The organism is Mesorhizobium jarvisii, assembly GCF_003601985.1.
Taxonomy (GTDB): Bacteria; Pseudomonadota; Alphaproteobacteria; order Rhizobiales; family Rhizobiaceae; genus Mesorhizobium; species Mesorhizobium jarvisii.
Window position 1 is genome coordinate 160,229 of record NZ_QZXA01000010.1, and the last position, 23,054, is coordinate 183,282.

General features: G+C 62.8%; 23 protein-coding genes. 15 read left to right on the forward strand and 8 right to left on the reverse strand.

Features of this window, described 5'->3' with window-relative positions; translation table 11 throughout:
• Positions 1-218: 218 nt before the first annotated feature.
• Complete coding sequence (locus tag D3242_RS24860) at positions 219-716, forward strand: cupredoxin domain-containing protein (RefSeq protein ID WP_051726796.1); 498 nt, start codon at positions 219-221, stop codon at positions 714-716.
• Between the two features lie 330 nt (positions 717-1,046).
• On the opposite strand, the gene D3242_RS24865 is transcribed toward D3242_RS24860, so the two are convergent.
• Together D3242_RS24865 and D3242_RS24870 are read right to left on the reverse strand one after the other, a co-directional pair.
• Positions 1,047-3,113, reverse strand: coding sequence for an acyltransferase family protein (locus D3242_RS24865; protein WP_064985536.1), 2,067 nt, complete (start codon positions 3,111-3,113; stop codon positions 1,047-1,049).
• A 261-nt stretch (positions 3,114-3,374) separates the two neighbouring features.
• Positions 3,375-3,923, reverse strand: coding sequence for a hypothetical protein (locus D3242_RS24870; protein WP_223217733.1), 549 nt, complete (start codon positions 3,921-3,923; stop codon positions 3,375-3,377).
• Positions 3,924-4,098: 175 nt separating this feature from the next.
• On the opposite strand from D3242_RS24870, the gene D3242_RS24875 reads away from it, so the two are divergent.
• The 5 genes from D3242_RS24875 to D3242_RS24895 all read left to right on the forward strand — a co-directional run bounded on the left by D3242_RS24875 (position 4,099) and on the right by D3242_RS24895 (position 10,303).
• Positions 4,099-5,160 carry a glycosyltransferase family 4 protein gene (locus tag D3242_RS24875; RefSeq protein WP_019858244.1) on the forward strand — a complete coding sequence of 354 codons (1,062 nt, stop codon included), beginning with the start codon at positions 4,099-4,101 and terminating at the stop codon, positions 5,158-5,160.
• Between the two features lie 47 nt (positions 5,161-5,207).
• Positions 5,208-7,370 (forward strand): amylo-alpha-1,6-glucosidase, encoded by a 2,163-nt coding sequence (locus tag D3242_RS24880; RefSeq protein ID WP_064985730.1) that lies wholly within the window; start codon positions 5,208-5,210, stop codon positions 7,368-7,370.
• 109 nt (positions 7,371-7,479) lie between these two features.
• Complete coding sequence (locus tag D3242_RS24885; protein WP_064985535.1) at positions 7,480-9,249, forward strand: alpha,alpha-trehalose-phosphate synthase (UDP-forming); 1,770 nt, start codon at positions 7,480-7,482, stop codon at positions 9,247-9,249.
• Positions 9,246-10,037, forward strand: coding sequence for a trehalose-phosphatase (gene otsB, locus D3242_RS24890; RefSeq protein ID WP_038646912.1), 792 nt, complete (start codon positions 9,246-9,248; stop codon positions 10,035-10,037). The genes D3242_RS24885 and otsB overlap by 4 nt, the downstream gene beginning before the upstream one ends.
• Positions 10,038-10,090: 53 nt before the next feature.
• Positions 10,091-10,303: a hypothetical protein gene (locus tag D3242_RS24895; RefSeq protein ID WP_038646910.1), complete on the forward strand. Its 213-nt coding sequence runs from the start codon at positions 10,091-10,093 to the stop codon at positions 10,301-10,303.
• 9 nt (positions 10,304-10,312) lie between these two features.
• Here the strand turns inward: D3242_RS24895 and dprA are convergent, their stop codons facing one another.
• From dprA to D3242_RS24915, 4 genes are read right to left on the reverse strand one after another with little or no spacing between them, the layout of a single operon-like run.
• Positions 10,313-11,446, reverse strand: coding sequence for a DNA-processing protein DprA (dprA, locus tag D3242_RS24900; RefSeq protein ID WP_064985729.1), 1,134 nt, complete (start codon positions 11,444-11,446; stop codon positions 10,313-10,315).
• 17 nt (positions 11,447-11,463) lie between these two features.
• On the reverse strand, positions 11,464-12,051 hold the full coding sequence (gene plsY, locus D3242_RS24905) for a glycerol-3-phosphate 1-O-acyltransferase PlsY (protein ID WP_064985533.1): 588 nt from the start codon (positions 12,049-12,051) through the stop codon (positions 11,464-11,466).
• A gap of 57 nt (positions 12,052-12,108) precedes the next feature.
• Complete coding sequence (locus D3242_RS24910; protein WP_064985531.1) at positions 12,109-13,395, reverse strand: dihydroorotase; 1,287 nt, start codon at positions 13,393-13,395, stop codon at positions 12,109-12,111.
• The gene (locus tag D3242_RS24915; protein ID WP_019858236.1) at positions 13,392-14,372 is read right to left on the reverse strand and encodes an aspartate carbamoyltransferase catalytic subunit; all 981 of its coding nucleotides are present in this window, start codon (positions 14,370-14,372) and stop codon (positions 13,392-13,394) included. The genes D3242_RS24910 and D3242_RS24915 overlap by 4 nt, the downstream gene beginning before the upstream one ends.
• 157 nt (positions 14,373-14,529) lie before the next feature.
• On the opposite strand from D3242_RS24915, the gene D3242_RS24920 reads away from it, so the two are divergent.
• From D3242_RS24920 to D3242_RS24930, 3 genes are all read left to right on the forward strand, one after another.
• The gene (locus tag D3242_RS24920; protein ID WP_038646902.1) at positions 14,530-16,158 is read left to right on the forward strand and encodes a DNA alkylation response protein; all 1,629 of its coding nucleotides are present in this window, start codon (positions 14,530-14,532) and stop codon (positions 16,156-16,158) included.
• Between the two features lie 157 nt (positions 16,159-16,315).
• Entirely contained in the window at positions 16,316-16,864 is a 549-nt protein-coding gene (locus tag D3242_RS24925; protein WP_064985529.1) for a hypothetical protein, read from the forward strand.
• Positions 16,864-17,223 carry a DUF6105 family protein gene (locus D3242_RS24930; RefSeq protein ID WP_081296196.1) on the forward strand — a complete coding sequence of 120 codons (360 nt, stop codon included), beginning with the start codon at positions 16,864-16,866 and terminating at the stop codon, positions 17,221-17,223. The genes D3242_RS24925 and D3242_RS24930 overlap by 1 nt, the downstream gene beginning before the upstream one ends.
• On the opposite strand, the gene ruvX is transcribed toward D3242_RS24930, so the two are convergent.
• Positions 17,123-17,647, reverse strand: a complete 525-nt coding sequence (gene ruvX, locus D3242_RS24935; protein WP_051112828.1) for a Holliday junction resolvase RuvX — start codon at positions 17,645-17,647, stop codon at positions 17,123-17,125. The genes D3242_RS24930 and ruvX overlap by 101 nt on opposite strands.
• 125 nt (positions 17,648-17,772) lie before the next feature.
• On the opposite strand from ruvX, the gene D3242_RS24940 reads away from it, so the two are divergent.
• From D3242_RS24940 to D3242_RS24965, 6 genes are all read left to right on the forward strand, one after another.
• Positions 17,773-18,480 (forward strand): metal-dependent hydrolase, encoded by a 708-nt coding sequence (locus D3242_RS24940; RefSeq protein ID WP_064985727.1) that lies wholly within the window; start codon positions 17,773-17,775, stop codon positions 18,478-18,480.
• Positions 18,481-18,504: 24 nt separating this feature from the next.
• Entirely contained in the window at positions 18,505-18,921 is a 417-nt protein-coding gene (locus tag D3242_RS24945; RefSeq protein WP_027046856.1) for a hypothetical protein, read from the forward strand.
• A 125-nt stretch (positions 18,922-19,046) separates the two neighbouring features.
• Positions 19,047-19,334, forward strand: coding sequence for an Asp-tRNA(Asn)/Glu-tRNA(Gln) amidotransferase subunit GatC (gene gatC, locus D3242_RS24950; RefSeq protein ID WP_019858229.1), 288 nt, complete (start codon positions 19,047-19,049; stop codon positions 19,332-19,334).
• Positions 19,335-19,341: 7 nt separating this feature from the next.
• Positions 19,342-19,797: a GNAT family N-acetyltransferase gene (locus D3242_RS24955; RefSeq protein WP_064985528.1), complete on the forward strand. Its 456-nt coding sequence runs from the start codon at positions 19,342-19,344 to the stop codon at positions 19,795-19,797.
• Complete coding sequence (locus D3242_RS24960; RefSeq protein WP_019858227.1) at positions 19,797-21,362, forward strand: amidase; 1,566 nt, start codon at positions 19,797-19,799, stop codon at positions 21,360-21,362. Before D3242_RS24955 ends, D3242_RS24960 begins: the two co-directional genes overlap by 1 nt.
• A gap of 28 nt (positions 21,363-21,390) precedes the next feature.
• Positions 21,391-22,188: a YdcF family protein gene (locus D3242_RS24965; RefSeq protein WP_019858225.1), complete on the forward strand. Its 798-nt coding sequence runs from the start codon at positions 21,391-21,393 to the stop codon at positions 22,186-22,188.
• Here D3242_RS24965 and D3242_RS24970 read toward each other — a convergent pair.
• Complete coding sequence (locus D3242_RS24970) at positions 22,161-22,880, reverse strand: DUF599 domain-containing protein (protein ID WP_019858224.1); 720 nt, start codon at positions 22,878-22,880, stop codon at positions 22,161-22,163. The genes D3242_RS24965 and D3242_RS24970 overlap by 28 nt on opposite strands.
• Positions 22,881-23,054 lie beyond the last annotated feature (174 nt).

Sequence of the window (23,054 nt, forward strand, 5' to 3'; positions counted from 1 at the left end):
AGGGGTGGATTTCGACCGATTCGGTCAGACGGCGGTATCACCGTCATTGGTGCGGGATAGCCAATTCAACCTGACAACTGGCTGACAGCGGCATAGGCACCGCCGATCGGGCTCACCGCCGGTCGGTTTGATCTGGCGCAAGGACCGCGGGTGGCGCCGCGAGCAGGATGATGGCTCGGATACAGAGCGCTTCTGCTGCTATCCCAAGGAGAAAAGTCATGAAAACCATATCGAGGAGAGCTACGATCGGGCTTGCGGCCGCAATGCTTATGATCGGCAGCGTCGACGCGACCCGGGCTGCTTCGATTGTCCAGGTCTCGCTGTGGGACAAGGGGGCAAGCGTGGAAATGCCCATGGGGCTCGCCTATGCCACGCCCGGGATCGATCTCTCCAAGGCCACGATGGGTATCAAGGCTTCCCCTGGAGCGGCGAAGGCCGGGGAGGTCACATTCAGTGTGAAGAATGATTCCAAGGACACCGTTCACGAAATGATCGTCATGTACCTTGCTGATCCCAGCAAGCCGCTTCCCTACCTTGATGCCGAGAACCGCGTCGACGAAGATAGGGCTGGCGACAAGGGCGAAGTTTCGGAGCTTGATCCCGGAAAATCAGGCACATTGACAGTCGAATTGAAGGCTGGAAAATACCTGCTTATCTGCAACGTGCCAGGTCACTATGGAGCCGGCATGTGGGCCGAATTCACTGTCGAGCCATAGATGCTGAACCAGGCAGCCGCCCGGCCGGAACCTGCGACTGCCGCAGTTTTCGAAAGCCTGCCGGGATCGCCGGCCTTGTGGGTTTGGCCGCGCCACGGCGGAATAGGCTGGGCAGTCACGGGATTTGTTTTTCCGGCGCAATATGGAACACGTCATGAGAGCGATGGTGCTCGAAAACATCGGCGTGTCATTGAAGCTGGTCGACAGGCCCGATCCCATGGCTGGACCCGGTGAGACGCTGGCTTTCTCGACGGTCCGGGCTTTCCCGAAAATGTTGGCGGGCAGGTTGAAAAATTCTCACCATGGGCGCCAAGCCGGCCGGCACGTGGTTCACATCCTAACGCGTGCTGTTTGGTCTTTAGAGATTGTGGACTCGATCTCTGACACGAAGTCCTCCACCAGAAGCGAATTGGCATAGGCCGTGACATGATCGCCGTCGAAGAACAACGGGTGTCCGTTCCTGAATGCCGAACATGTAACTTGCGGGCAGAGCGTAGGCAAAGGGTCCCAGACGTGAATGTTCGGCAGAGCCGCTGATATCTCAGCGTAGCCCTTCAAAATTGGTGATCGAAGATTTTCTATCAGCTTTCGATCGATGTCGAATCCGTTGGCACAGGACGGATTCATTGAATTGAACCAATCACTGCATCGAAAGGCCGGGGCCCTGAAGATTGGCTTTGGGCCCTCGAAAACAATCGACAGTCCCGCCTTGGAGAGGGGGGTAAGTTGATCGATAGCGTTCTTGACGGCTTGTTCCGTCTGCTGCTCGCTGCTCTGCAGGCTGCTGTCGGGGCCAGCAGCCCATTGAAGGCTAAGTCTGGTCAGCCGGAGCGAGGGCAGGAACAGCAGGTCGCGAGGCTTGGCAATCTTGGCTATGTAGGCTGCACTGGCAGCCGTGGCATGAGCGCACGTCGGCTCAGTGTCGTGGCGAAGATCCAAGCTGACAAACGGGCAACCAGCGGTCGACACCACCACTGTTCGGATACCGGTTTCGAGCGTGAAGCGCTTCAGGAGAGGAATGTAGGCTCCCGCGTGAGAGTCGCCCAGCACGAACAAGGTCTCGCTACGCCCTTCGCCCGGGCACCCGCCTTTGGTGAAGAACTGCGCTTCTTCCACAGTTTCCGTGACGACGGCGCAACCAGGAGACTGGGGAGAGGTGTCTGGTGAGGTCGCGTACCATTCGCCTCTATTCCTCATGACCGTGCTCAAGGCGATTTCATATCGATTGTCGTGCATCAGTTTGAAGCCGAAAAATGCAGCAGCGATGACAGCCAGAAAGAGGGCGACAACGGCTATGTCGGGGGCGGTTCTCAGAAGCCGCAATCGACGCGTCGGTGTTTCGATCCAGAAATACGAAGCGAGGCTGAACGCCACGGCCGCCAGCAACGCTGTTAATTTTGTGGCGGTGGTTTCGGTGCCTATCGTCCATCTTGCGATCACCAAGATTGGCCAATGCCACAGGTAGAGAGAATAAGAGATCCATCCGACGAATCTGACCGGCTTTATTTCCAACACCGCAAAGTGTGGCGCACGGTCGCTTCCCAGATAGTAGAGGCATCCGATCAAGACAGTGGTGCAGGCAACGGCAGCGATGTTCTCAAGCCCATCGTAGGCCTTGCCAAAGTCGAGCGCGAACGTTGCCACGAGTCCGATCAGCGCGATCGTGGCTGCAAGATTGCAATGCCTTTCGAAGCCCGTCCGTTCCCCTATCCGGCTGACAAGCTGAAAGCACAATATGCCGCATGCCAACTGCCAAAAGCGGGCATAGGGCATATAGAAGGCCTGAAGCGGATTCGCAGCCAGTAGATGAAGCCATATCGCCACCGACACGACGGCGAGCGCACCATAAACAAGCGTGGAGAATCTCTTCCCGCGCGGTCCTATTACCCAAGGGAAAAACAGCAGCGGGAAAACGACGTAGAATTGTTCCTCAACCCCAAGAGACCACGTGTGGGTGAATGGGTTGAATTCGGTCACGGGTGAAAAATAGTCGGTTCCCTTGGCCAGGAAGATATTGCTGAGGCCGACAAAGGCGGAAGAGGCGGTTTTGCTGATTGATGTGCTGAGCCAAGCGTCCGGAACAAACAGAAAGGTGGCGAGCGCACTAAACAGTAAGCACACCAACAGCGCCGGCATGATTCTTGTGAATCGGCGCGCATAGAATTCCAAGACAAAATGAAAAGCGGACTGGCCCCGGTAGCGCCTCGACACCGTATAGCTGACGACGAAACCAGAAATTACGAAGAAAACATCAACCCCTAAAAAACCATTGGGGAGGCGGTCGCCATACAGATGGTAGAACACGACTGACAGGATCGCGATGGCCCGGAGCCCGTCAAGGAAAGCCAAGTAGTCCGTCGACGAGCGTTCCGACGTCGAACCAAAATTATCGGCCATTGGACGAAACACACGTTCTTGTAGGTAAAAAATTAGATCGGATAACGTTCCGGTTGAGGCCAGTTCAGCCCCAGTTGAAGCGCGGCAGCCTTAACCTGCGGGCAATTACAGTATGTGCCGATCATGGGAAAGGCCGGACACAGGATTTGTTTCATTCGACGGCGTTGTGGGGTCGATCCGTGGCTTTCCGCTGCAACCGAATGTCGCGAGCGAGGACGTTCGTCTCGCTCGCAGGACTCCGCAGCAGTGGCGATCGACCGTTCAGCTGTTTCGCGACAGATGCACGTCCAGGACGGCGGCCTTCTTGGCGATCAGGCCTTCCAGATCCGCGTCCGATCGCTTGGTGCCGGTCCGTTCGCGCAGCAGCGAGATCACCGCGCTCATTGAAAGCGGAGCAATTTGGGAAAGCGAAGTAATTTGGGAAAGCGGGGTGTCTTGGGAAAGCGGGGCGGTCTGGGTGGCCAGAATGGCGTCCACCGCGCCGGCAACATCGGGAATCTCCGTTGGTGCTCGCATGGTCGGTTCCTTTCTGCTCAGGTCGGCTTCGGCGGCGTCGGCCGGTCCTCGGACGCCGCGATCGAAGACGACAGCCAGGCCGTTCTTGACGGCGAGGGCGGCGACCATATCGTCGAGCTTGCGGTCGGAGAGGGCTGGGTCCGCGGGTTTCAGGATCTTGCGGATCACCCTGGCGGCCTGATCCGTCGATACGAAGTCATAACGCCGTTTTCTGGCCTCGACATATTGTTCGATGATCATGCTCAGGCGGCGGGCTGCAATGCCCCTGGGTTCCTGCACATCCTTGGGTTCCACCGGAGCCTCCCTAGGCTGCCGTGCGTACAAATTCGGCAGCCAAAAAGAAATAGGGCGGCTTGATCGGACATCAAACGTCCTTCGATCCATTTCGTCGCACCCGCCAAAGGGCCGGAACGATCCTGCGGCTGAAGCATTTCGTTCCATGACCAGCGCATTGAGGGAAGGCCGGGCCATGAAGATCGCTCATGTGGCGCCGCTGTACGAATCCGTTCCGCCAAGGCTCTACGGCGGCACAGAGCGCATCATTTCCTACCTGACCGAAGCCCTCGTCGACCTCGGCCACGAGGTGACGCTGTTCGCCAGCGGCGACACGAAGACTTCCGCCAAACTCGTGCCCTGCCGCGAGCGGGCGCTTCGTCTTGATCCACGCCCGCTGAAGTCCGAGATCGCGGCGCATCTGTCGATGCTCGACGAGGTGAGGAAACGCGCCGACGATTTTGACGTCATTCATTTCCACCTCAGCCATTTCCTGCATTTCCCATTTTTCCGCGATATGCCGCAGCGCACGGTGACGACGCCGCATGGCAGGCTGGATTACGCGGATCTCGCGCAGGCCTATGACCGGTTCCCGCGCTTCCCGATGGTTTCCATATCGCGCAGCCAACGGGCGAGGTTTGCGTCCGCCAACTGGCTTGCCACGATCCATCACGGCCTGCCCGTCGATCTCTACGAACCCGATTTCGAGGCAGGCTCGGATGGCGGTTATCTTGCCTTTCTCGGCAGGATGTCGCGCGACAAGCGGCCGGACCGGGCGATCGACATCGCCCGCCGCACCGGCCTGAAACTCAAGCTAGCAGCCAAGATCGGCGATGGCGACCGCGCCTATTTCGAGGAAGTCGTTCAACCGATGATCGATGGCGACCGGGTCGAATATGTCGGCGAAATCGGCGAGGACCAGAAGAGCAGGTTTCTTGGCAATGCAGCCGCCCTGCTGTTTCCGATCGATTGGCCCGAACCCTTCGGCCTTGCCGTGATCGAAGCCATGGCCTGTGGAACCCCAGTCATGGCCTGGAGTTGCGGCGCCATGCCCGAAATCGTCGACTATGGGGTTACAGGCTTCGTCGTCGAAACCATCGAGGATGCGGTCGCCACGATGCCGGCTCTCCTGCAGCTCGACAGGCGGCGCATAAGGGCGGTGTTCGAAAGGCGGTTTTCAGCCGACAGAATGGCCAGGGACTACGTCGAGGCTTATTCCCTGCTGCGCAACGGCCATGAGCAAAGCAGAGCGTCGTAGGCCTTCACCCGTCCGAAAAACCCAGCACGGGGACAATCCTGTTGACCATCACCCAACTCGACGAGCGCAAGCTTGATCCTGCCATAGCTCTGGCTTCTCTGGACGAAACCGCGCCGAGGGAGCCGCATCGGCTGTTCGCCCTCAAGCATGGCGATTGCTTTGCCGTTGCCGATGCCTATGGCGATATACGCGGTGTCGGCGACGGGTTTTTTCGCGACGACACGCGCGTGCTTTCCGAATTTCGCCTCACCGTCGGCGGGCGGTCGACGTCGTTGCTGGGCGCGTCGCTCAGCCAGGACAACGTGCTCTTCACCACCAACCTCACCAATCTGCCGATAGAGAGCGCCGCTGGCCGCCAGATTCCGCAAGGCGCTATGCATATCGAGCGCGTCCGGCTGTTGTGGGAGGAAAGGCTTTATGAGCGCATAACGCTGTCCAACTACAGCCGCGAGCATTCTACGATCCTGCTGTCGCTGCGTTTTGCCGCCGATTTCCGCGACATGTTCGAGGTCCGCGGCTCGACCCGATCGAAACGTGGAACCGCCCATAAGGCCGAGATCACGGGGAACGCGGTCGTGCTTCGCTACGAAGGCCTGGACAAGGTCGTGCGGACATCGGCGATTTCATTCTCACAGACGCCCGATCAACTGACTTCCGAGCGCGCCGATTTCGTCATCGCCGTCACCAAGCGCAGCAGCCAGACGCTTTATGTGGAAGTGGGCAACGCGACAGACGATCGCCCCGAAAGCCGCCGGTTTCGCGCGGCTGCCGCCCGCGCTCGCTTCGGCATGCGCGCCAAGCGCCGGCATGGCGCGACGCTGCATAGTTCCGGCCGCGTCTTCAACGACTGGATGGAGCGCGCGCGCGCCGATGTCGCGCTGCTCACCACGGAATTGGCGACCGGGCCCTATCCCTATGCCGGCATTCCCTGGTTCTCGACCGCCTTCGGCCGGGACGGCGTGATCTCGGCCTTGCAGATGCTTTGGCTCAATCCCGGTCTGGCGCGCGGCGTCCTGGCGTTTCTCGCTCAACACCAGGCGACCGAGACATCGCCTTTCAGCGATTCCGAACCCGGCAAGATCATGCACGAGACCCGCAAGGGCGAGATGGTGGCGCTAAGCGAACTGCCGTTCGGCCGCTATTATGGCGGTGTCGACACGACGCCGCTCTATATCCACCTTGCCTGCGCCTATGCGGACCGCACGGGGGATACGGCCTTCATCGATACGCTATGGCCATCGCTTTGCGCCGCGGCCGAATGGATCGAAACGGCGAGCCGTTCGACGGGGTTCCTCACCTACCAGCGCGCCGCGGAATCCGGCCTTGCCAACCAGGGATGGAAGGACAGTTTCGATTCCGTCTTTCACGCCGATGGCCGCATTCCGAAGGGGCCGATCGCGCTGGTCGAGGTGCAGGGCTACGTCTTCGCGGCGTTCCAGGGGTTGGCGAAGCTGGCACGGCTGCGTGGCGAGGCGGAACGCGCCGAGAGCTGGGAAATACGCGCCGACACCATTCGCCAAGAAGTCGAGCGCCATTTCTGGATGGAAGACCTCGGCTACTATGCGCTGGCGCTGGACGGCGATGGTCAACCTTGCAAGGTGCGCACGTCCAATGCCGGTCACCTGCTCTATGTCGGCCTTCCCGGTCCGGATCGCGCGCGCATGGTCGCCGATCAGCTGCTGTCGGCCTCGTTTCATTCCGGCTGGGGGCTGCGGACGCTGGCGGACGACGCGATCTTCTTCAACCCGATGTCCTACCACAACGGCTCCATCTGGCCGCACGATACAGCGATCTGTGCTGCCGGGCTGGCGCGGTACGGTATCCGCGACAGCGTCGTGCGGCTGATGAGCGGCACCTTCGAATCCGCTGTCCATTTCAACATGCGGTTGCCGGAACTGTTTTGCGGCTTCACGCGCGCGGCCGGCGAAGCACCGATCGCCTATCCGGTGGCTTGCCTGCCGCAAGCCTGGTCCGCCGGCTCCGCCTTCATGCTCATGCAATCGTGCCTCGGCCTGCAGATCGACGGCTGGACAGGCGAAATCCATGTGACCCGGCCGCGCCTGCCGATCGGCATCGACAACCTCGTCATCCGCCATCTTTCGGTAGGGCAGGCGGCGGTGGATCTGACGTTCCAGCGCGTCGGGGATCGCGTCGGCGCCTTCCTTGCCGAACCGCATGAGGGGCTGGTGCCGCTCGTGGTCAGGAGCTGAAAAATCGGAACCATCCTGCACCGTGAGCGTTGGACCACCACGCCATGGGGTGCCGAAACTCCAGCCCATAAAGCCGCTGCGGTATCCCATTGAAAGGTAATCGATTTCAATGCCCGACAACAGTTCGTATCTAGTCGTTCCCGTTTTCACATTGTGGCTCTTCGTTGTTGCGGCTGTCTGCGTCCTGGCCATTGTGCTGGTGACGATGGTGTTGCGGGCGCGCAAGGGCAGCAGGCTGGCCGCTGTGGAGGTTGACCCAGCTCGCGGCCCATTGCCGGAATTCGAGAAGAACGGGCAGTCGGCGGCCGCGGCACTGGTGCAGTGGTCGCCCGAAACGCTGCGTCACATCCTGGCCACCGAACTTCCCGATGCCCAGGTGATCGTCGTCTCAAACCGTGAACCGTATATCCACAACCGCGAGGGCGACGACATCCAGCTGGTCGTACCCGCGAGCGGGCTCGTCTCGGCACTGGAGCCGATCACACGCGCCTGTGCGGGCACGTGGATCGCCTATGGCGGCGGTTCGGCCGACAAGCTGGTGGTCGACAAGAACGATCGGATCGAGGTGCCGCCGGACAACCCTTCCTACACGCTGCGCCGTGTCTGGCTGAGCGAGGAAGAACAGCAAGGCTATTATCTCGGCTTTGCCAATGAAGGCCTCTGGCCGCTGTGCCATATCGCTTTCACCCGGCCGATATTCCGCGCCTCGGATTGGGAGGCCTACGAGGCGGTCAACCGCAAATTCGCCGACACCGTTGTCGCGGAGGCCCGCAACGAGCGGCCGATCGTTCTGGTCCAGGATTATCATTTCGCGCTGCTGCCGCGAATGATCCGTGAGCGGCTGCCCGAGGCGATCATCATCACCTTCTGGCATATTCCGTGGCCGAATTCCGAGGTATTCAGCATTTGCCCATGGCGCGAGAAGATTCTCGACGGCCTGCTCGGCAGTTCGATCGTCGGTTTCCACACCCAGTTCCATTGCAACAACTTCATCGACAGCGTCGACCGTTTCCTGGAAAGCAGGATCGAGCGCGAGGATTCGGCCATTTCCTATGGCGGCCAGATCAGCCTGGTCCATGCCTATCCGATCTCGATCGAATGGCCGCCGGCGCAACTGGGCGAACTGCCTGACGTGGCGCAAAGCCGCCGGCAGGTTCGCGAGAAATTCGGCCTGGCCGAAAATGTCAAGCTGTGCGTGGGCGTTGAACGTCTCGACTACACCAAGGGCATCCTCGATCGCTTCAATGCCCTCGATGAGCTGCTGACGCTTCATCCCGAATGGATCGGCAAGGTGGCGTTCCTGCAGATCGCTGCGCCCAGCCGCGGCACCTTGCCTGCCTATCAGCAACTCTACGAGGAGTGCCTGAGCCATGCCGAGGATCTCAACCGGCGCTATGGTCGCGAAGGCTACACGCCCGTCCTGATGATAACCGAACATCACTCGCAGCAGCAGGTCTACGAAATCTATCGTGCCGCCGACGTTTGCATGGTCACCAGCCTGCATGACGGCATGAACCTGGTCGCCAAGGAGTTTGTCGCGGCGCGTGAGGACGAACAGGGCGTGCTGCTGCTCAGCATGTTCGCCGGCGCCTCCAAGGAGCTTCTGGACGCACTGATCGTCAATCCCTATGACGCGGCCATGATGGGCGATGCCTTGCTGCAGGCCTTGACCATGTCGCAGGAAGAGCAAAGCCAGCGCATGCGACGCATGCGCGAGATCGTGCGCGACAACAATGTGTACCGGTGGGCGGGCAGCATGCTTCTCGATGCCGCGCGCTTGCGCAAGCGCGACGCGGTCGATCGTGCCGTCAGCGCCGCTCCAGCGGCCCCAGGCAACGTCATATCGCTGCTCGATCGCAGGCGGGTGGCGGCGCTATGATGTCGATCTCGCCAAACCTCGCCGTGCCTGTCGTTCCGCAAGGGCCATGGAGCCTGTTCCTCGATATCGATGGCACGCTTCTCGAACATGCCGCGCATCCCGATGCGGTGGTTGTCGGTGACGAATTGCGCACCCTGCTGGTGCGGCTCGAAGCGCAACTGGACGGAGCACTGGCGTTCATCACCGGACGGTCGATCGCCGCCGTCGATCATCTCTTCCAGCCCCTCAGATTGCGCGCTGCCGGGCTTTATGGCCTGGAGCACAGGCTGGCGCGCGATGGTCCGGTCGAGGCGGCCGGCGAACCGGCTGATATTGCAGCCCTTGCCAACGAAATCGCGACGGAACTGGACAATGCGGATGTCTATATCGAGCGCAAGGGACCCATCCTGGCCATTCATACGCGGGCGGCACCGCACCTGCTGCAACGCGCGACACAACTCGTCGAACAGGCACTGGACAGATTGCCTGCGGGATATCGGGTCCTGGCCGGAAATGCCGGTGTGGAGCTGATGCCGCTGGAGGCGGCGAAGGGAGCGGCCATCCGGCGCTTCCTGCAAATTCCGGCCTTCAGGGGACGACGCCCGGTGTTCCTGGGCGACGATACGTCCGACGAGAACGGGTTCGAGACCGTCAACGAATGGGACGGCATTTCGGTTCGCATAAAGCCGCAGGGATCGACAGCGGCGCTTTTTGGGCTGGCTGGGGTGGACGCGGCCCTGGCCTGGCTGGACGAGATGAGCAGAAGCGAGACCGCGAAAGCGGCGACGCTTGCCGCAACGTCCAAATGAACCGGACTGCCCCCTAAGTCGTTGCCGGTTCACGCGCATGGAAGGAAGTTGCAATGACCCAACTGACCAGCCTCATCCAGGAAATCATGCCCGCTTGGCTCCGGCGGCAATCCAAGACGAACAGCCGAGATCGCCAGGCGGCAGCTGAGCCGCTGCGTCCCGAAGATGCGGACGCAGTCTGGCGCAAGGCTGTCGAAAACGATTTGTTTGGAGCCAACACGCCGGATTACGCCAAGACTGGGGAGAAGCAGCCCAGCCGTCATTGACGGCTGCGCTCAGCCATCCCCGAAAATCAGCGAAACATTGCCGCCGGCATGGCGTTCGAGCCGGCCGGCGAGGTCGAGTTCCAAAAGCACCATGAAGACCTGGGCCGGGTGAAGGCCAGTGTGGCGGATGATCTCGTCGACTGGCACCGGTGTCGGGCCTAGCGCCTCATTGACCTTGGCGCGGTCGCTCTCGCCGGGTGGCGGTGTGGCCGAAAAGTCGGGCGGGTCCTCGAACGGTGGCACAGCAGGCGCCCGCATGCCGGTCAGCGGCGCGATCGCCCTCGAAACGTCCGATGCCTCGGTGACCAGCGTGGCGCCGTCCTTGAGCAGACCGTTGGTGCCGGCGGCGCGTGGATCGAGCGGAGAGCCCGGCACGGCAAAAACCAGCCGGCCCATTTCGCCGGCAAGCCTGGCGCTGATCAGCGAGCCCGAACGCTGGGCGGCCTCGACCACCACCAGCCCGAGGACAGCACCCGCGACAAGACGGTTGCGGCGTGGGAAATCCTGGGCACGCGGCTGCCAGCCGAACGGCATTTCGGAGATGATGGCGCCGCGCTCGGCAATTTCCGCGCACAGGCCGGCATTTTCGGGCGGGTAGGGCAGGTCGAGGCCTCCGGCCAGCACAGCGACCGTGCCGGTTTGCAGGCTGCCCTGATGCGCCGCCGTGTCGATACCGCGTGCCAGCCCCGAGACGATGCCGTAGCCGTCGCCGCCAAGGGCGGCCGCCAGCATGCGCGCCATCTTGATGCCGGCCAGCGATGCATTGCGGGCGCCCACGATGGCGACGCCAGGCAGCCGGAACACGGCGGCATTACCCTTGACCGCCAAAAGAGGTGGGGGATTATCCATGCTTCTCAGCAGCGGGGGATAGTCGGGCTCGCCGATGCCGACAAAGCGCGCGCCATCCCGGCGGGCTGCCTCGAGTTCGGCCTCGGCTTCGGCGACCGACGGAATGCGGGCGATCCGGCTGGCGCCGCCCGAAATCATCAGTTCCGGCAGGATTTCCAGCGCCACTTCGGCGGATCCGAAACGGTTGATCAGATCGCGAAAGGAGGCGGGGCCGACATTCTGGGTGCGGATCAGCCGCAGCCAGCTCAGCCGCTGCCGGTCGCTGAGGCGCGGCCCGGTGGCCGGCTCGCTCACCGCGGTGGCGCGCTCGCTCACCCCTTGGCTCCGATCTTGCCCTCGGCGCCGGCAAGCAGCCGCGAAATGTTCGCCCTGTGCTTGATGAAGACGATGATGCTCATCACCACGAACAAAACGGCAATCTGCGGCGCACTCAGGAAGTAGAGGGCTATCGGCACGACGACGGCTGCCGTCAGCGCCGCGAGCGACGAGTAGCGGAACAGGAATGCCATCGCCAGCCAGATGACGGCGAAGATCAGCGCCACCTGCCAGGCAAGGCCGATCAGCACGCCGAGATAGGTCGCGACGCCCTTGCCGCCCTTGAAGCCAAGCCAGACCGGGAAGAGATGACCGAGAAAGGCGCCGAGGCCGGCCCAGACCGCCGTTTCCGGTGCGAAATGGCCTGCGATCAGCACGGCGGCGGTGCCCTTCAGCGCATCGAGCAGCAAGGTCGCGGCGGCCAGGCCCTTATTGCCGGTGCGCAGGACGTTGGTGGCGCCGATATTGCCGGAGCCGATCTTGCGCACATCACCGAGGCCGGCGGCGCGCGTCAGCAGCAGCCCGAAGGGAATCGAGCCCAAGAGGTAGCCGAATACCAGCGCCAGGATCAGGCCGTAAGTCATTGTTTCCCCCGCATTTCCCCCAGCTCAGCCCGGTCAGGCGCGACGCCCGTTGCCGGTCTATGCCGAGAACACTGTGCGGCCCGCGACCAGTGTTTGCAAGACCTTGCCTTGCAGCCGCGCGCCTTCGAAGCAGGTGTTTTTCGAGCGCGAGCGAATGCCGCTTTCACTGACGATCCAGGGTTCATCGAGATCGACGATCGCGAGGTCGGCGACTGAGCCCGGCTTCAGCGTGCCGCCGGGCAGTCCGAACAGCCTGGCCGGCGCGGTGGACAGCGTTTCGACCAGCCGCAGCAGCGGCACATCGCCATTGTGGTAGAGCCGCAAGGCGGCGCCCAGCAGCGTCTCCAGCCCGATGGCGCCGGCCGCGGCATCGGCGAAGGGCAGGCGCTTGGTGTCGACATCCTGCGGATCGTGCGAGGAGACGATGATGTCGACCGTGCCATCCCTGACCGCCTCGATCATCGCCAGCCGGTCTTCCTCGGCGCGCAATGGCGGTGTCAGGCGGAAGAAGGTGCGGTACTCACCGACATCGTTTTCATTGAGCGACAGGTTGTGGATCGACACGCCGGATGTCACCGCCGCACCATCGGCTTTGGCGCGGGTCACGGCGTTTGCCGCCATGGCCGTCGAGATTTTTGCCGCGTGGTAGGAGCCGCGCGTCAGCCGCGCCAAAGCCAGGTCGCGCTCGAGCGGGATCGATTCGGCTTCACGCGGAATGCCGGAAAGGCCGAGCCAGCTCGCGTACAGGCCTTCATTCATCACGCCTGACGAACCGAGGTCGGCATCCTGCGTTTCGTGCACGATGGTGGCGCCGAAATCGCGGGCATAGGTGAGCGCCCGGCGCATCACCAGCGAACTGGCGATGGTGTGGCGGCCATCGGTGAAGGCGACGGCGCCGGCCTCGCGCAGCAGGCCGAATTCGGTCATCTCGCGGCCGTCGAGGCCCTTGGTGATCGCCGCCGCCGGGAAGACGTTGACGATCGCCGTGTCCTTGGCGGTGCGCAGCACGAACTCGACCAGCGCGACATTGTCGATGACCGGATCAGTGTCAGGCATCATGACGACGGAGGTGACGCCGCCGGCGGCCGCGGCGACGCTTGCCGAAGCGATGGTTTCGCGATGCTCGCCGCCCGGCTCTCCGATAAAGACGCGGCCATCGATTAGGCCGGGAATGATCGCCTTGCCGGCGCAATCGATGGTCGCGGCGCCATCGGGCGCGCCCTGGTTCAACGCCGCCTTGCCGGCGGCAACGATCTTGCGGCCCTCGACGATGACTGAGCCGACTTCGTCGATGCCGCGCGAGGGGTCGACGATACGGGCGCGTTCAAAGACTGTCGTGCTCATGCGCCGCGACCCTCCTGGTTGCGGCCCTCTTGATTACGACGCGGGTCGAGCAGCGCTTCCATCACCGCCATGCGCACGGCGACGCCCATCTCCACCTGCTCCTGGATCACGCTTTGCGGGCCGTCGGCTATTTCCGAGGCGATTTCGACGCCGCGGTTCATCGGGCCGGGATGCATCACCAGCGCGTCGTCCTTGGCGGCCTTCAGCTTTTCGGCGTCGAGGCCGAAATAGCGGAAATATTCGCGCACCGAAGGCACGAAGGCGCCCTCCATGCGCTCGCGCTGCAGGCGCAGCATCATCACCACGTCGGCGTCCTTGAGGCCTTCGGCCATCGAGCGCGTGACGATGACGCCCATCTTCTCGATGCCGGACGGCAGCAGCGTCGAAGGCGCCACCACCCGTACCTGCGCGCCAAGCGCGTTGAGCAGCATGATGTTGGAGCGCGCCACGCGCGAATGCAGGATGTCGCCGCAGATCGCCACGATCAATTTCGACAGCGGCCCCTTGGCGCGGCGGATGGTCAGTGCGTCGAGCAGCGCCTGGGTCGGGTGTTCATGCGCGCCGTCGCCGGCATTGACCACCGAGCAGCCGACTTTCTGCGCCAGCAGGGCGGCAGCGCCCGCCGACTGATGGCGGATGATCAATATATCGGGCCGCATGGCGTTCAGCGTCATCGCCGTGTCGATGAGCGTTTCGCCCTTCTTCACGGAAGAACTTGCCACCGACATGTTCATGACATCGGCGCCGAGCCGCTTTCCGGCCAGCTCGAAAGAGGACTGGGTTCGGGTCGAGGCCTCGTAGAAGAGGTTGATCTGGGTGCGGCCGCGCAGCGTCGAGGTCTTCTTCTCGGATTGCCGCGAAATCGCGACGGCCCGATCCGCCCGGTCGAGCAACAGCTCGATGTCGGCGGGCGAAAGGTCGCTGATGCCCAGAAGATGGCGGTGAGGGTAGAGTGGCAGGGACGAAGCGTCGGTCATCTCAAGGCGCTGCTATAGGGTGCGGATTTTGCGCCCGCAAGCACCAGCTTTGGATTGGCGCCTTTCTCCCCGGTATTTTCGTCGCGCACGCGGCAACGCTTGGCTATATCTAGCCGATGGCCCCGGATTCGTGGCTTTCCGACGATAGGGACGAATTGTGACCGACGACGTGACGAACCAGCCGCCGCCGCTGACGGGTGGCAACGCCTGGCGAGGCGATCCGTTGCTGATCCAGCTTGCCGAGCGCTTTTCCGACCCGGTGCGCAAGGACCTCGACGGTCTCGGCCGTTTCGTCCTGACGCAGGAGGCGCAGGAGCTGGCGCGCCTGGCCAATGTCGAGACGCCGAAGCTCAGGACCCATGACCGCCAGGGACGTCGCATCGACCTCGTCGAGTTCCACCCCGCCTACCACGCCTTGATGCGCCGCTCGGTGGCGAACGGGTTGCATTCCTCGGTCTGGGAAAATGGCGACGCCGAGATCGGCCGCCGCCATCAGGTGCGCGCCGCCCGTTTCTACCTGACCGCCGAACTTGAGACCGGGCATCTCTGCCCCATCACCATGACCAGCGCCTCGCTGGCGGCGTTGATGGCCAGCCCAAAGCTGTTTCGCGAATGGGCGCCGCGCGTGACGACGCGCAAATACGACCAGAGCCAGAAGCCGCCGGTCGAGAAGACCGGGCTGACGCTCGGCATGGGCATGACCGAAAAACAGGGCGGCACGGATGTGCGCGCCAATGTGACGAGGGCCGAGCGCGCCGGCAGCGGCTTCTATCGCCTGACCGGACACAAATGGTTCATGTCGGCGCCGATGTCGGACGCCTTCCTGGTGCTGGCGCAGGCGCCGGAAGGATTGTCGTGCTTCCTCGTGCCGCGCGTGCTCGGCGACGGGTCGGGCAACGGCTTCCGCTTCCAGCGGCTGAAGGACAAGCTCGGCAACCGCTCCAACGCGTCTTCCGAGGTCGAATTCGTCAACGCCATCGGCGAGATGGTCGGCGAGCCAGGTGCCGGCGTGAAGACGATCATGGACATGGTGACCTTGACTCGGCTCGACTGCGCGGTGGCGTCCTCGGCGATCATGCGGGCAGGACTGGCGGAAGCGGTTCATCATGCTCGCCATCGCCAGGTGTTCGGCTCGACCTTGATCGAACAGCCGCTGATGCAGCGCGTGCTGGCCGACATGGCGCTGGATGTCGCCGCCGCAACCGCGCTGTCGTTCCGGCTGGCGCGCTCCTTCGACGAAGCGGCGAGCGATCGCGGCGAGGCGGCATTTGCCCGCGCCATGACGCCGGTGGTCAAATACTGGGTGTGCAAGATCGCGCCGCCGCTGCTTTACGAGGCGATGGAGTGTCTCGGTGGCAATGGCTATGTCGAGGAGGCGCCGCTCGCTCGTTATTACCGCGAAGCGCCTGTCAACGCGATCTGGGAAGGGTCGGGCAATGTCATGGCGCTCGATGTGCTGCGCGTGCTCGGGCGCGCGCCCGGCCTGTTCGATGAGGTGCTGGCCGGCATCGACCGCGACCTCGGCGCCGGGGGGCGCGGCACGATCGGCGTGTTGAAGGCGGCGATGCAGGTGGCTTCGACCGACGAGGGCTCGGCGCGCCTGCTGACCGAACAGCTGGCGTTGTCGGCCGCGGCGGCGGAGCTGCGCCGGCTGGGGGCAGGGCGGATTGCCGATGCCTTCGTCGAGACCCGCCTGGCCGGCCAGTGGCGCAACACCTACGGCATGATCGATTCGCGCCACGACGCGCGCATGATCATCGACACGCTCTATCCGCCGGTGAACTGAGCCGAGAGCGGCGCACCGCTCGATTTTTCGATCGGTTCAACGCATCCGAGGACATCGTGAGTGCGTCCTGTGGATCGCCGTTAACCTTAACAAATGGTTTCCATTGCGGCGGCGGGCGGCAAAGCCCACTGTCATTCCTGCCGAAGCAGGGACCACGATGCGACACGTACTGACCTCCTTTCTGTCTGTGCACTGGGCGATTGTCTTCGCCCTGCTGGCGCTGATCTGCATAGATGGAAACCGTGGCGTGGCGGCGGCCCTCGGCGTGCTCGGTGTGACCGTCGAGAGCGCCCGGTTCGTCGATCTGCAGAACGTCGTCGTGGTCGCGCCGCTGGCGATCGCCTTGCTGGTCGTGGCGGTGCTGTTCTTCTGGGCCTTTGTCGATACGCTGATCAACGATGCGGCCAGCCCGGGCGCCGACAGCGTCGTTCGCATCGCCTTCATTTCCGCGTCCGGCGTCCTGTCGATGATCCTGATCGGTGGCGCCGCGCAAGGCATCAACGGGCTGTTCATGGTCGTCGCGGTGCAATTGGCGGCACTTCTGGCTTCCTATGTCGCGATGCTCGCCGAGCGGCGCTCCGCGGCCGCGTCGGATGACGCCGATTTTCGCGCCACGGCGCACAGCATGGCGAAGGCAGCGGCCCACAATTCGCTGCTTTCCCTGATATCGGGCCGGACCGGGCCGAACGGGAAGGGAGGCCGCTGATGCGCTATATCTTCGCATTGTGGGCGGCCCCGATGGCGCTGTTCTGGGGCTGGTTCTACCTGTCGCTCAACGACATGAATTTCGGCTATGTGATGCTGACCCGGCAGCTGCATGATTTCGTGTTCCAGCTTTATGGCCAGATGCTCGGCATCGATCCCGCGATCATCCCGGGAATGGTGGGAAAGGCCTGTATCTTCGACGGATTTCTGCTGATGGCGATATGGGCTTTTCGCCGTCGCCGCGAAATTCTGGATTGGGTCAGGCGTCGTCGTTCGGGCCCGGTTCCGCTTGACCGCCCAATTCCGTTCGATCGCCTGAATCGAGCGACTGAAGTCGGTCCAAGACTCCCTGCAGAATAAAGGCCGCGGCCGCCGAATCGATCTTGCCGGCACGTTTGGCGCGCGAGAAATCCATTTCGATCAACGTCCTCTCGGCCGCCACCGTCGACAGCCGTTCATCCCAGAACACAAAGGGCAGGTCGCTCAGCTGCGCCATGTTGCGCACGAAGGCGCGCGATTTTTGCGCGCGCGGACCTTCCGACCCGTCCATGTTGATCGGCAGCCCGATCGCCACCGCGCCGACATTCTCCTTCTTCAGCAATGCCAGAAGCACGGCGGCATCGAGCGAGAATTTCTTCCGCATGATGACCGGGCGCGGGTGAGCGAAGGCGAATCCCCGGTCGGAAACCGCGACGCCGATCGTCTTGTCGCCGAGATCGAGCCCCGCCAGCGTCCTGCCGTCGGCGAGCCATGCCGGCAATTGCTCAATCGTGATGATAGCCAACGGTTTTCCCTTGTCTTTTTCAGCAGCGTGCGTCCTTCCGGATGCGCGGCGGACACTATACCCTTTGATATCGAGGTCATCGGCGTTTTATCCTCTGGCCCGGCAATAATCGAGGAATGCATTTCATGAAACTCACCTGGTACGGCCATTCGGCCTTCCGTATCGAAACCGACGACGCCAAGATCCTCATCGACCCCTTTCTGATCGGCAACCCGTCCTGGACGGGCGGCTGGGAAGGGCCGGCCGAAGGGATCACGCATGTTCTGCTGACGCATGGACACAGCGATCATATCAGCGGCGCGCTGGAAGTGCTCGGCAAGAGCGGCGCGCAGCTGGTCGCCAATTTCGAGATCTGCATGTATCTGGTCGGCAAGGGCGCCGACGGCAGCAAGATCAATCCCGGCAATATCGGCGGCACGGTCGATTGCGGCGGCTTCACCACCACTTTCGTCCAGGCGCTGCACTCTTCCTCGTTTGGCGAAGAAGGCGGCAAGAACGTCTATCTCGGCAATCCGGGCGGGCTGGTCCTGCATTTCCCGGACGACCCGACGCTATACCATATGGGCGATACCGACATCTTTTCCGACATGGCGCTGATCAACGAATTGCATGAGCCGAAGATCGGCATCGTGCCGATCGGCGATCGTTTCACCATGGGCGGCGCGGTGGCGGCACTTGCCTGCCGGCGCTTCTTCAAGTTCGACACGGTCGTCCCTTGCCATTTCGGCACGTTTCCGATGATCGATCCGACGCCCGAGAAATTCGAGGCCGGCCTCGAAGGGTCCGGTGTGAAGGTCGCGTTGCCGAAAATCGGTGAAACGATTACGAGCTAGAAACAGCCAAAGCGGAACAAATCCATGGCGTTGGGGCGATCTCTTTGTGTGTCGATGTTTGTCGCGGCATCGCCCGCGCTCGCCGCGGATGACTTCATCGAAGGCGTCTATCTGCAGTCCGAGGAGCTTTGCACGCAGGCCAGGAAGGACACGCTGCAGAGGCTGATCGATGCCGGCAACATCGTGCTTTCCGTGCATGGCCTGCAGGGCGTTGAATACAATTGCGAATTCGTGCAGGTCAGCAAGGCGACACGCTCGCCGAGCTGGGCGGTGACGGCCATCTGCCAGGAGCCAGGCTATGTCTTTCCCGATGTCCTGTCGGTGACGCGGATCAGCCCGACGCAGATCGATCTCGTATCGGTCCGGCCGATCGATGACGAAAGCGAAGCGAGCGGCAACAGCGGCAGCTATTATCTGTGCGAGGGCGTCGCCTTGCCATAGACTTGTCCTTGGACCGATGGCCGTGAGCCAGGGCGCCACCACGGCCTGGTCTCTCGCATGATGCATGTTGCGCCGCGCGCGCGGCGCCGCTATAGCCCGGACTGGTTTTCCCCGAGGCAAAATCTATGTCCGTTGATCTTCAGACTGTGAAGCGCGTCGCGCGTCTCGCCCGCATCGCGGTGAGCGAAGAAGATGCAGAACGCATGACCGGCGAACTGAACGCCATACTGGGCTTCGTCGAGCAACTGAACGAGGTCGATGTCTCCGGCGTCGGGCCGATGACCTCGGTGACGCCGATGGAGATGAAGAAGCGCCAGGACGTCGTCACCGACGGCAACAAGGCGGCCGACATCGTCGCCAATGCGCCGGCGACCGAAGAGAATTTCTTCCTCGTGCCGAAGGTCGTGGAGTAGGGCGCCGATGGCAATCGAGATCGCCATCGAGACACCGTTGCAGGACGATATGCGCGGCCTGGTCAAGGAACTCAACGAGACCTTGCTCGAATTGACGCCGCCGGAGCACTGCTATCATCTGACAGTGGAGCAGATGGCCGGTCAGGACACGACCGTTTTCATCGCCCGCGACAATGGCATCGCCATCGGTTGTGGTGCGCTGAAGCGCCATGGCGGCGCCATTGGCGAGGTCAAGCGCATGTATACGCGGCCTTCGCATCGCGGCCAGAAAATCGGCGCCAGCATCGTTGAGCGCGTCGAGGCGCTGGCGCGTCAGGAAGGGCTGAAGCGGCTGGTGCTGGAGACGGGCGACCGTCATCCCGCCGCTTGGACCGTCTACGAACGTGCCGGGTTTTTGCGCTGCGGCCCGGTGCTGGATTATCCCGATTCCAAGTGGTCGGTGTTTTACGAAAAGAGCCTTTGATGAGCGACCTGACCAGACTGACGATTTCACAGGCCCGCGCCAAGCTGCGCGGCAAGGAAATCACCGCGACCGAGATCACCGAGGCCTATCTCTCGGCCATCGATCGCGCCAATCCGGCGCTCAATGCCTATGTCGCGGTGACTGGCGACAGGGCGCGTGACATGGCCAAGGCGTCCGACGCCAGGCTGGTCAAGGGCGAGGGCGGTGCGCTGGAAGGCATTCCGCTGGGGATCAAGGACCTGTTCGGCACCGAAGGTGTCCACACCCAGGCCTGCAGCCACGTGCTCGACGGCTTCAAGCCACTCTACGAATCGACTGTCACCGCCAATCTGTGGGCGGATGGCGCGGTCATGCTCGGCAAGCTCAACATGGACGAGTTCGCCATGGGCTCGTCCAACGAGACGTCGTATTACGGCCCGGTCATCAACCCGTGGCGGCGTTCGCGCCTCGACACAGTGGTGATGCCGACGACGCATCAGGGCGACGGCGGTTTCGTCTCGGCCGGCGGCACGAAAACCCAGCGCAGCCTGGACAACGCGCAGCTGGTGCCGGGCGGTTCTTCCGGCGGCTCGGCAACCGCCGTCTCGGCGTTCCTGTGCGCCGGCGCGACGGCGACCGATACGGGCGGCTCGATCCGCCAGCCGGCGGCCTTCACCGGCACCGTCGGCATCAAGCCGACCTATGGCCGCTGCTCGCGCTGGGGCATCGTCGCCTTCGCCTCGTCGCTCGACCAGGCCGGTCCGATCGCGCGCGACGTGCGCGACGCCGCGATCCTGCTCAGGTCGATGGCCTCGGTCGATCCGAAGGACACCACCTCCGTCGACCGCCCGGTGCCGGACTATGAGGCGGCCATCGGCAAGCCGATCAAAGGCATGAAGGTCGGCATTCCCAAGGAATACCGCGTCGACGGCATGCCCGAAGAGATCGAGGCGCTGTGGCAGAAGGGCATTGCCTGGCTGCGGGATGCCGGCGCCGAGATCGTCGACATTTCCCTGCCGCATACGAAATACGCACTGCCGGCCTATTACATCGTGGCGCCCGCCGAGGCGTCGTCCAACCTGGCGCGCTATGACGGCGTCCGCTACGGCCTGCGCGTGCCAGGCAAGGACATTGTCGAGATGTATGAGAAGACCCGCGCCGCCGGTTTCGGCCGCGAGGTCAAGCGCCGCATCATGATCGGTACCTATGTGCTGTCGGCCGGCTATTACGACGCCTACTACCTGCAGGCGCAGAAGGTCCGTAATTTGATCAAGCGCGACTTCGAAAATGTCTTCGCTGCCGGCGTCGACGTCATCCTGACCCCGGCGACGCCGTCCGCCGCCTTCGGCATCGCCGACGAGGACATGGCGGCCGATCCGGTGAAAATGTACCTCAACGACATTTTCACCGTCACTGTGAACATGGCCGGCCTGCCGGGCATCGCCGTGCCTGCCGGCCTCGACCCCAAGGGGTTGCCGCTTGGCCTGCAGCTCATCGGCCGGCCGTTCGAGGAAGAGACGCTTTTCCAGACCGCTGCCGTCATCGAGCAGGCGGCCGGCACATTTCAGCCTGAGAAGTGGTGGTAAGGGTATCGATCATCTGAAGGGGTGAGCGATGTTCTTCTATCTTTCCAAGGTCTTCTGGTTCTTCATCCAGCCGCTCAACCTGACGATCTTCCTGCTTCTGGCGGGATTGATTGCCGGGCTGATCGGCCGGCGGCGGCTGGCCTTCACCGGCAGTGTCCTGGCGTTTCTAATCCTGGCGCTCTCGACCTGGACGTCGCTTGGCGCGATGATGCTGAACCCGCTCGAGGAGCGCTTTCCACGGCCGCCGCTGCCGCAAAAGGTCGACGGCATCGTCGTGCTCGGCGGCGGCTTCGAGGGCGCCATTAACCTCGCGCGTGGCGGCTATGAATTGAGCAGCAGCGGCGATCGCATGGTCGAGACCGCAATCCTCGCCCGGCGCTTCCCACAGGCCAAGGTGGTTGTATCAGGCGGTCACGGCGCGTTTTTCATCGACGCCGAGGGGGACGCCGACACCGCGTCCCGCCTGCTCGTTCCGCTCGGTGTATCGGCCGATCGTCTTGTCCTGGAAGACAAGTCCCGCAACACCTACGAAAATGCTGTCTTCAGCCGCAAACTTGTCGAGCCGAAGCCGGGCGAGACCTGGCTGCTGGTGACCTCCGCCTTCCACATGCCACGGGCCAAGGCACTGTTCGACAAGGCTGGTTTTCCAACCGTTCCATGGCCGGTCGACTATCACACCTCCGGCAAGGAAGGTGTCGGCTTGTTTCGCGACAATGCGATTGATTCCGTGCAGAACACCACCATAGCGCTCCGCGAATGGATCGGGCTTTTTGCCTATTGGCTTTCCGGCCGCATCGATCAGCCCTTTCCGGGGCCGGGCGGCTGACCGATGACGGCGCGTCGCGCCGCCGAGAAGAACTGGCGCCGCACCAGCACGGCCAGCAGCAGAAGCGTCGACAGCACGAACACCACTGGGTCAACGAACCAGCCGAGATAGCCGATCGAGAAGAACACGCCGCGCAGGCCCGAGTTGAAATGCTTGCCGGCCAGCATGTTCATCTGCGCCGCGCGCCACACCGCGGTTTCCGTGACCGGATTGCGCGAGGCTTCGCCATGCGGGATCGGCACGGCGCCGATCAGGATCGAGCAATAGTTGAACAGCCGGTAGGCCCAGCCGAATTTGAAGAAGGAGAAGGCGAGGATCAGCACCAGCCCCAGCACCTTGATCTGAAAGGCCGGGCGCGATGGCGCGCCGCCGAGCGGCAGGTTGCTCAGCACTTCCAGCACCCGGTCGGACGCACCGAGCAAGGCAAAACAGCCGCCGAGCGCGATCAGCGAACTCGACGCGAAGAAGGCGGTTCCCTGCTGCAGGCCGCTCATGATGGCGGTGTCGACGATGCGGATTTCGCGCTCGGCCATGGTGCGCATCCAGGCTTCGCGCTGTGCATTCATCGCCGTCGTCAGCGACATGCGGCTGACCAGCTTGCCGTCCGAGGCGAGCGTATGCAGGAGCCACGCGATCAGGAAGAAGGCCAGCGCCCCGAGATCAGCCATCGAAAGATAGAAGGAATCGCCCATGGGCTGAATTTATCACATCCAGCGTGGTTGCTTCGATGCCGGCTCCCGTGATCGGCGGCAATGTCGCTGCCGGAGCAAACAAGGTCGGCAGGTGCTGCGCCGCGCCCGTCAAAAGAGCGGAAACATTCCTGGGAATTCCTATATGTAGAGTCCTCGACGCGACTCCAGGAGACA

Coding starts and splice junctions, on each gene's coding strand:
- D3242_RS24860 (WP_051726796.1), top strand. CDS start 219: ATGAAAACCATATCGAGGAGAGCTACGATCGGGCTTGCGGCCGCAATG.
- D3242_RS24865 (WP_064985536.1), bottom strand. CDS start 3,113: ATGGCCGATAATTTTGGTTCGACGTCGGAACGCTCGTCGACGGACTAC.
- D3242_RS24875 (WP_019858244.1), top strand. CDS start 4,099: ATGAAGATCGCTCATGTGGCGCCGCTGTACGAATCCGTTCCGCCAAGG.
- D3242_RS24885 (WP_064985535.1), top strand. CDS start 7,480: ATGCCCGACAACAGTTCGTATCTAGTCGTTCCCGTTTTCACATTGTGG.
- otsB (WP_038646912.1), top strand. CDS start 9,246: ATGATGTCGATCTCGCCAAACCTCGCCGTGCCTGTCGTTCCGCAAGGG.
- D3242_RS24895 (WP_038646910.1), top strand. CDS start 10,091: ATGACCCAACTGACCAGCCTCATCCAGGAAATCATGCCCGCTTGGCTC.
- plsY (WP_064985533.1), bottom strand. CDS start 12,051: ATGACTTACGGCCTGATCCTGGCGCTGGTATTCGGCTACCTCTTGGGC.
- D3242_RS24910 (WP_064985531.1), bottom strand. CDS start 13,395: ATGAGCACGACAGTCTTTGAACGCGCCCGTATCGTCGACCCCTCGCGC.
- D3242_RS24915 (WP_019858236.1), bottom strand. CDS start 14,372: ATGACCGACGCTTCGTCCCTGCCACTCTACCCTCACCGCCATCTTCTG.
- D3242_RS24925 (WP_064985529.1), top strand. CDS start 16,316: ATGCGACACGTACTGACCTCCTTTCTGTCTGTGCACTGGGCGATTGTC.
- D3242_RS24930 (WP_081296196.1), top strand. CDS start 16,864: ATGCGCTATATCTTCGCATTGTGGGCGGCCCCGATGGCGCTGTTCTGG.
- D3242_RS24940 (WP_064985727.1), top strand. CDS start 17,773: ATGAAACTCACCTGGTACGGCCATTCGGCCTTCCGTATCGAAACCGAC.
- D3242_RS24945 (WP_027046856.1), top strand. CDS start 18,505: ATGGCGTTGGGGCGATCTCTTTGTGTGTCGATGTTTGTCGCGGCATCG.
- gatC (WP_019858229.1), top strand. CDS start 19,047: ATGTCCGTTGATCTTCAGACTGTGAAGCGCGTCGCGCGTCTCGCCCGC.
- D3242_RS24955 (WP_064985528.1), top strand. CDS start 19,342: ATGGCAATCGAGATCGCCATCGAGACACCGTTGCAGGACGATATGCGC.
- D3242_RS24960 (WP_019858227.1), top strand. CDS start 19,797: ATGAGCGACCTGACCAGACTGACGATTTCACAGGCCCGCGCCAAGCTG.
- D3242_RS24965 (WP_019858225.1), top strand. CDS start 21,391: ATGTTCTTCTATCTTTCCAAGGTCTTCTGGTTCTTCATCCAGCCGCTC.
- D3242_RS24970 (WP_019858224.1), bottom strand. CDS start 22,880: ATGGGCGATTCCTTCTATCTTTCGATGGCTGATCTCGGGGCGCTGGCC.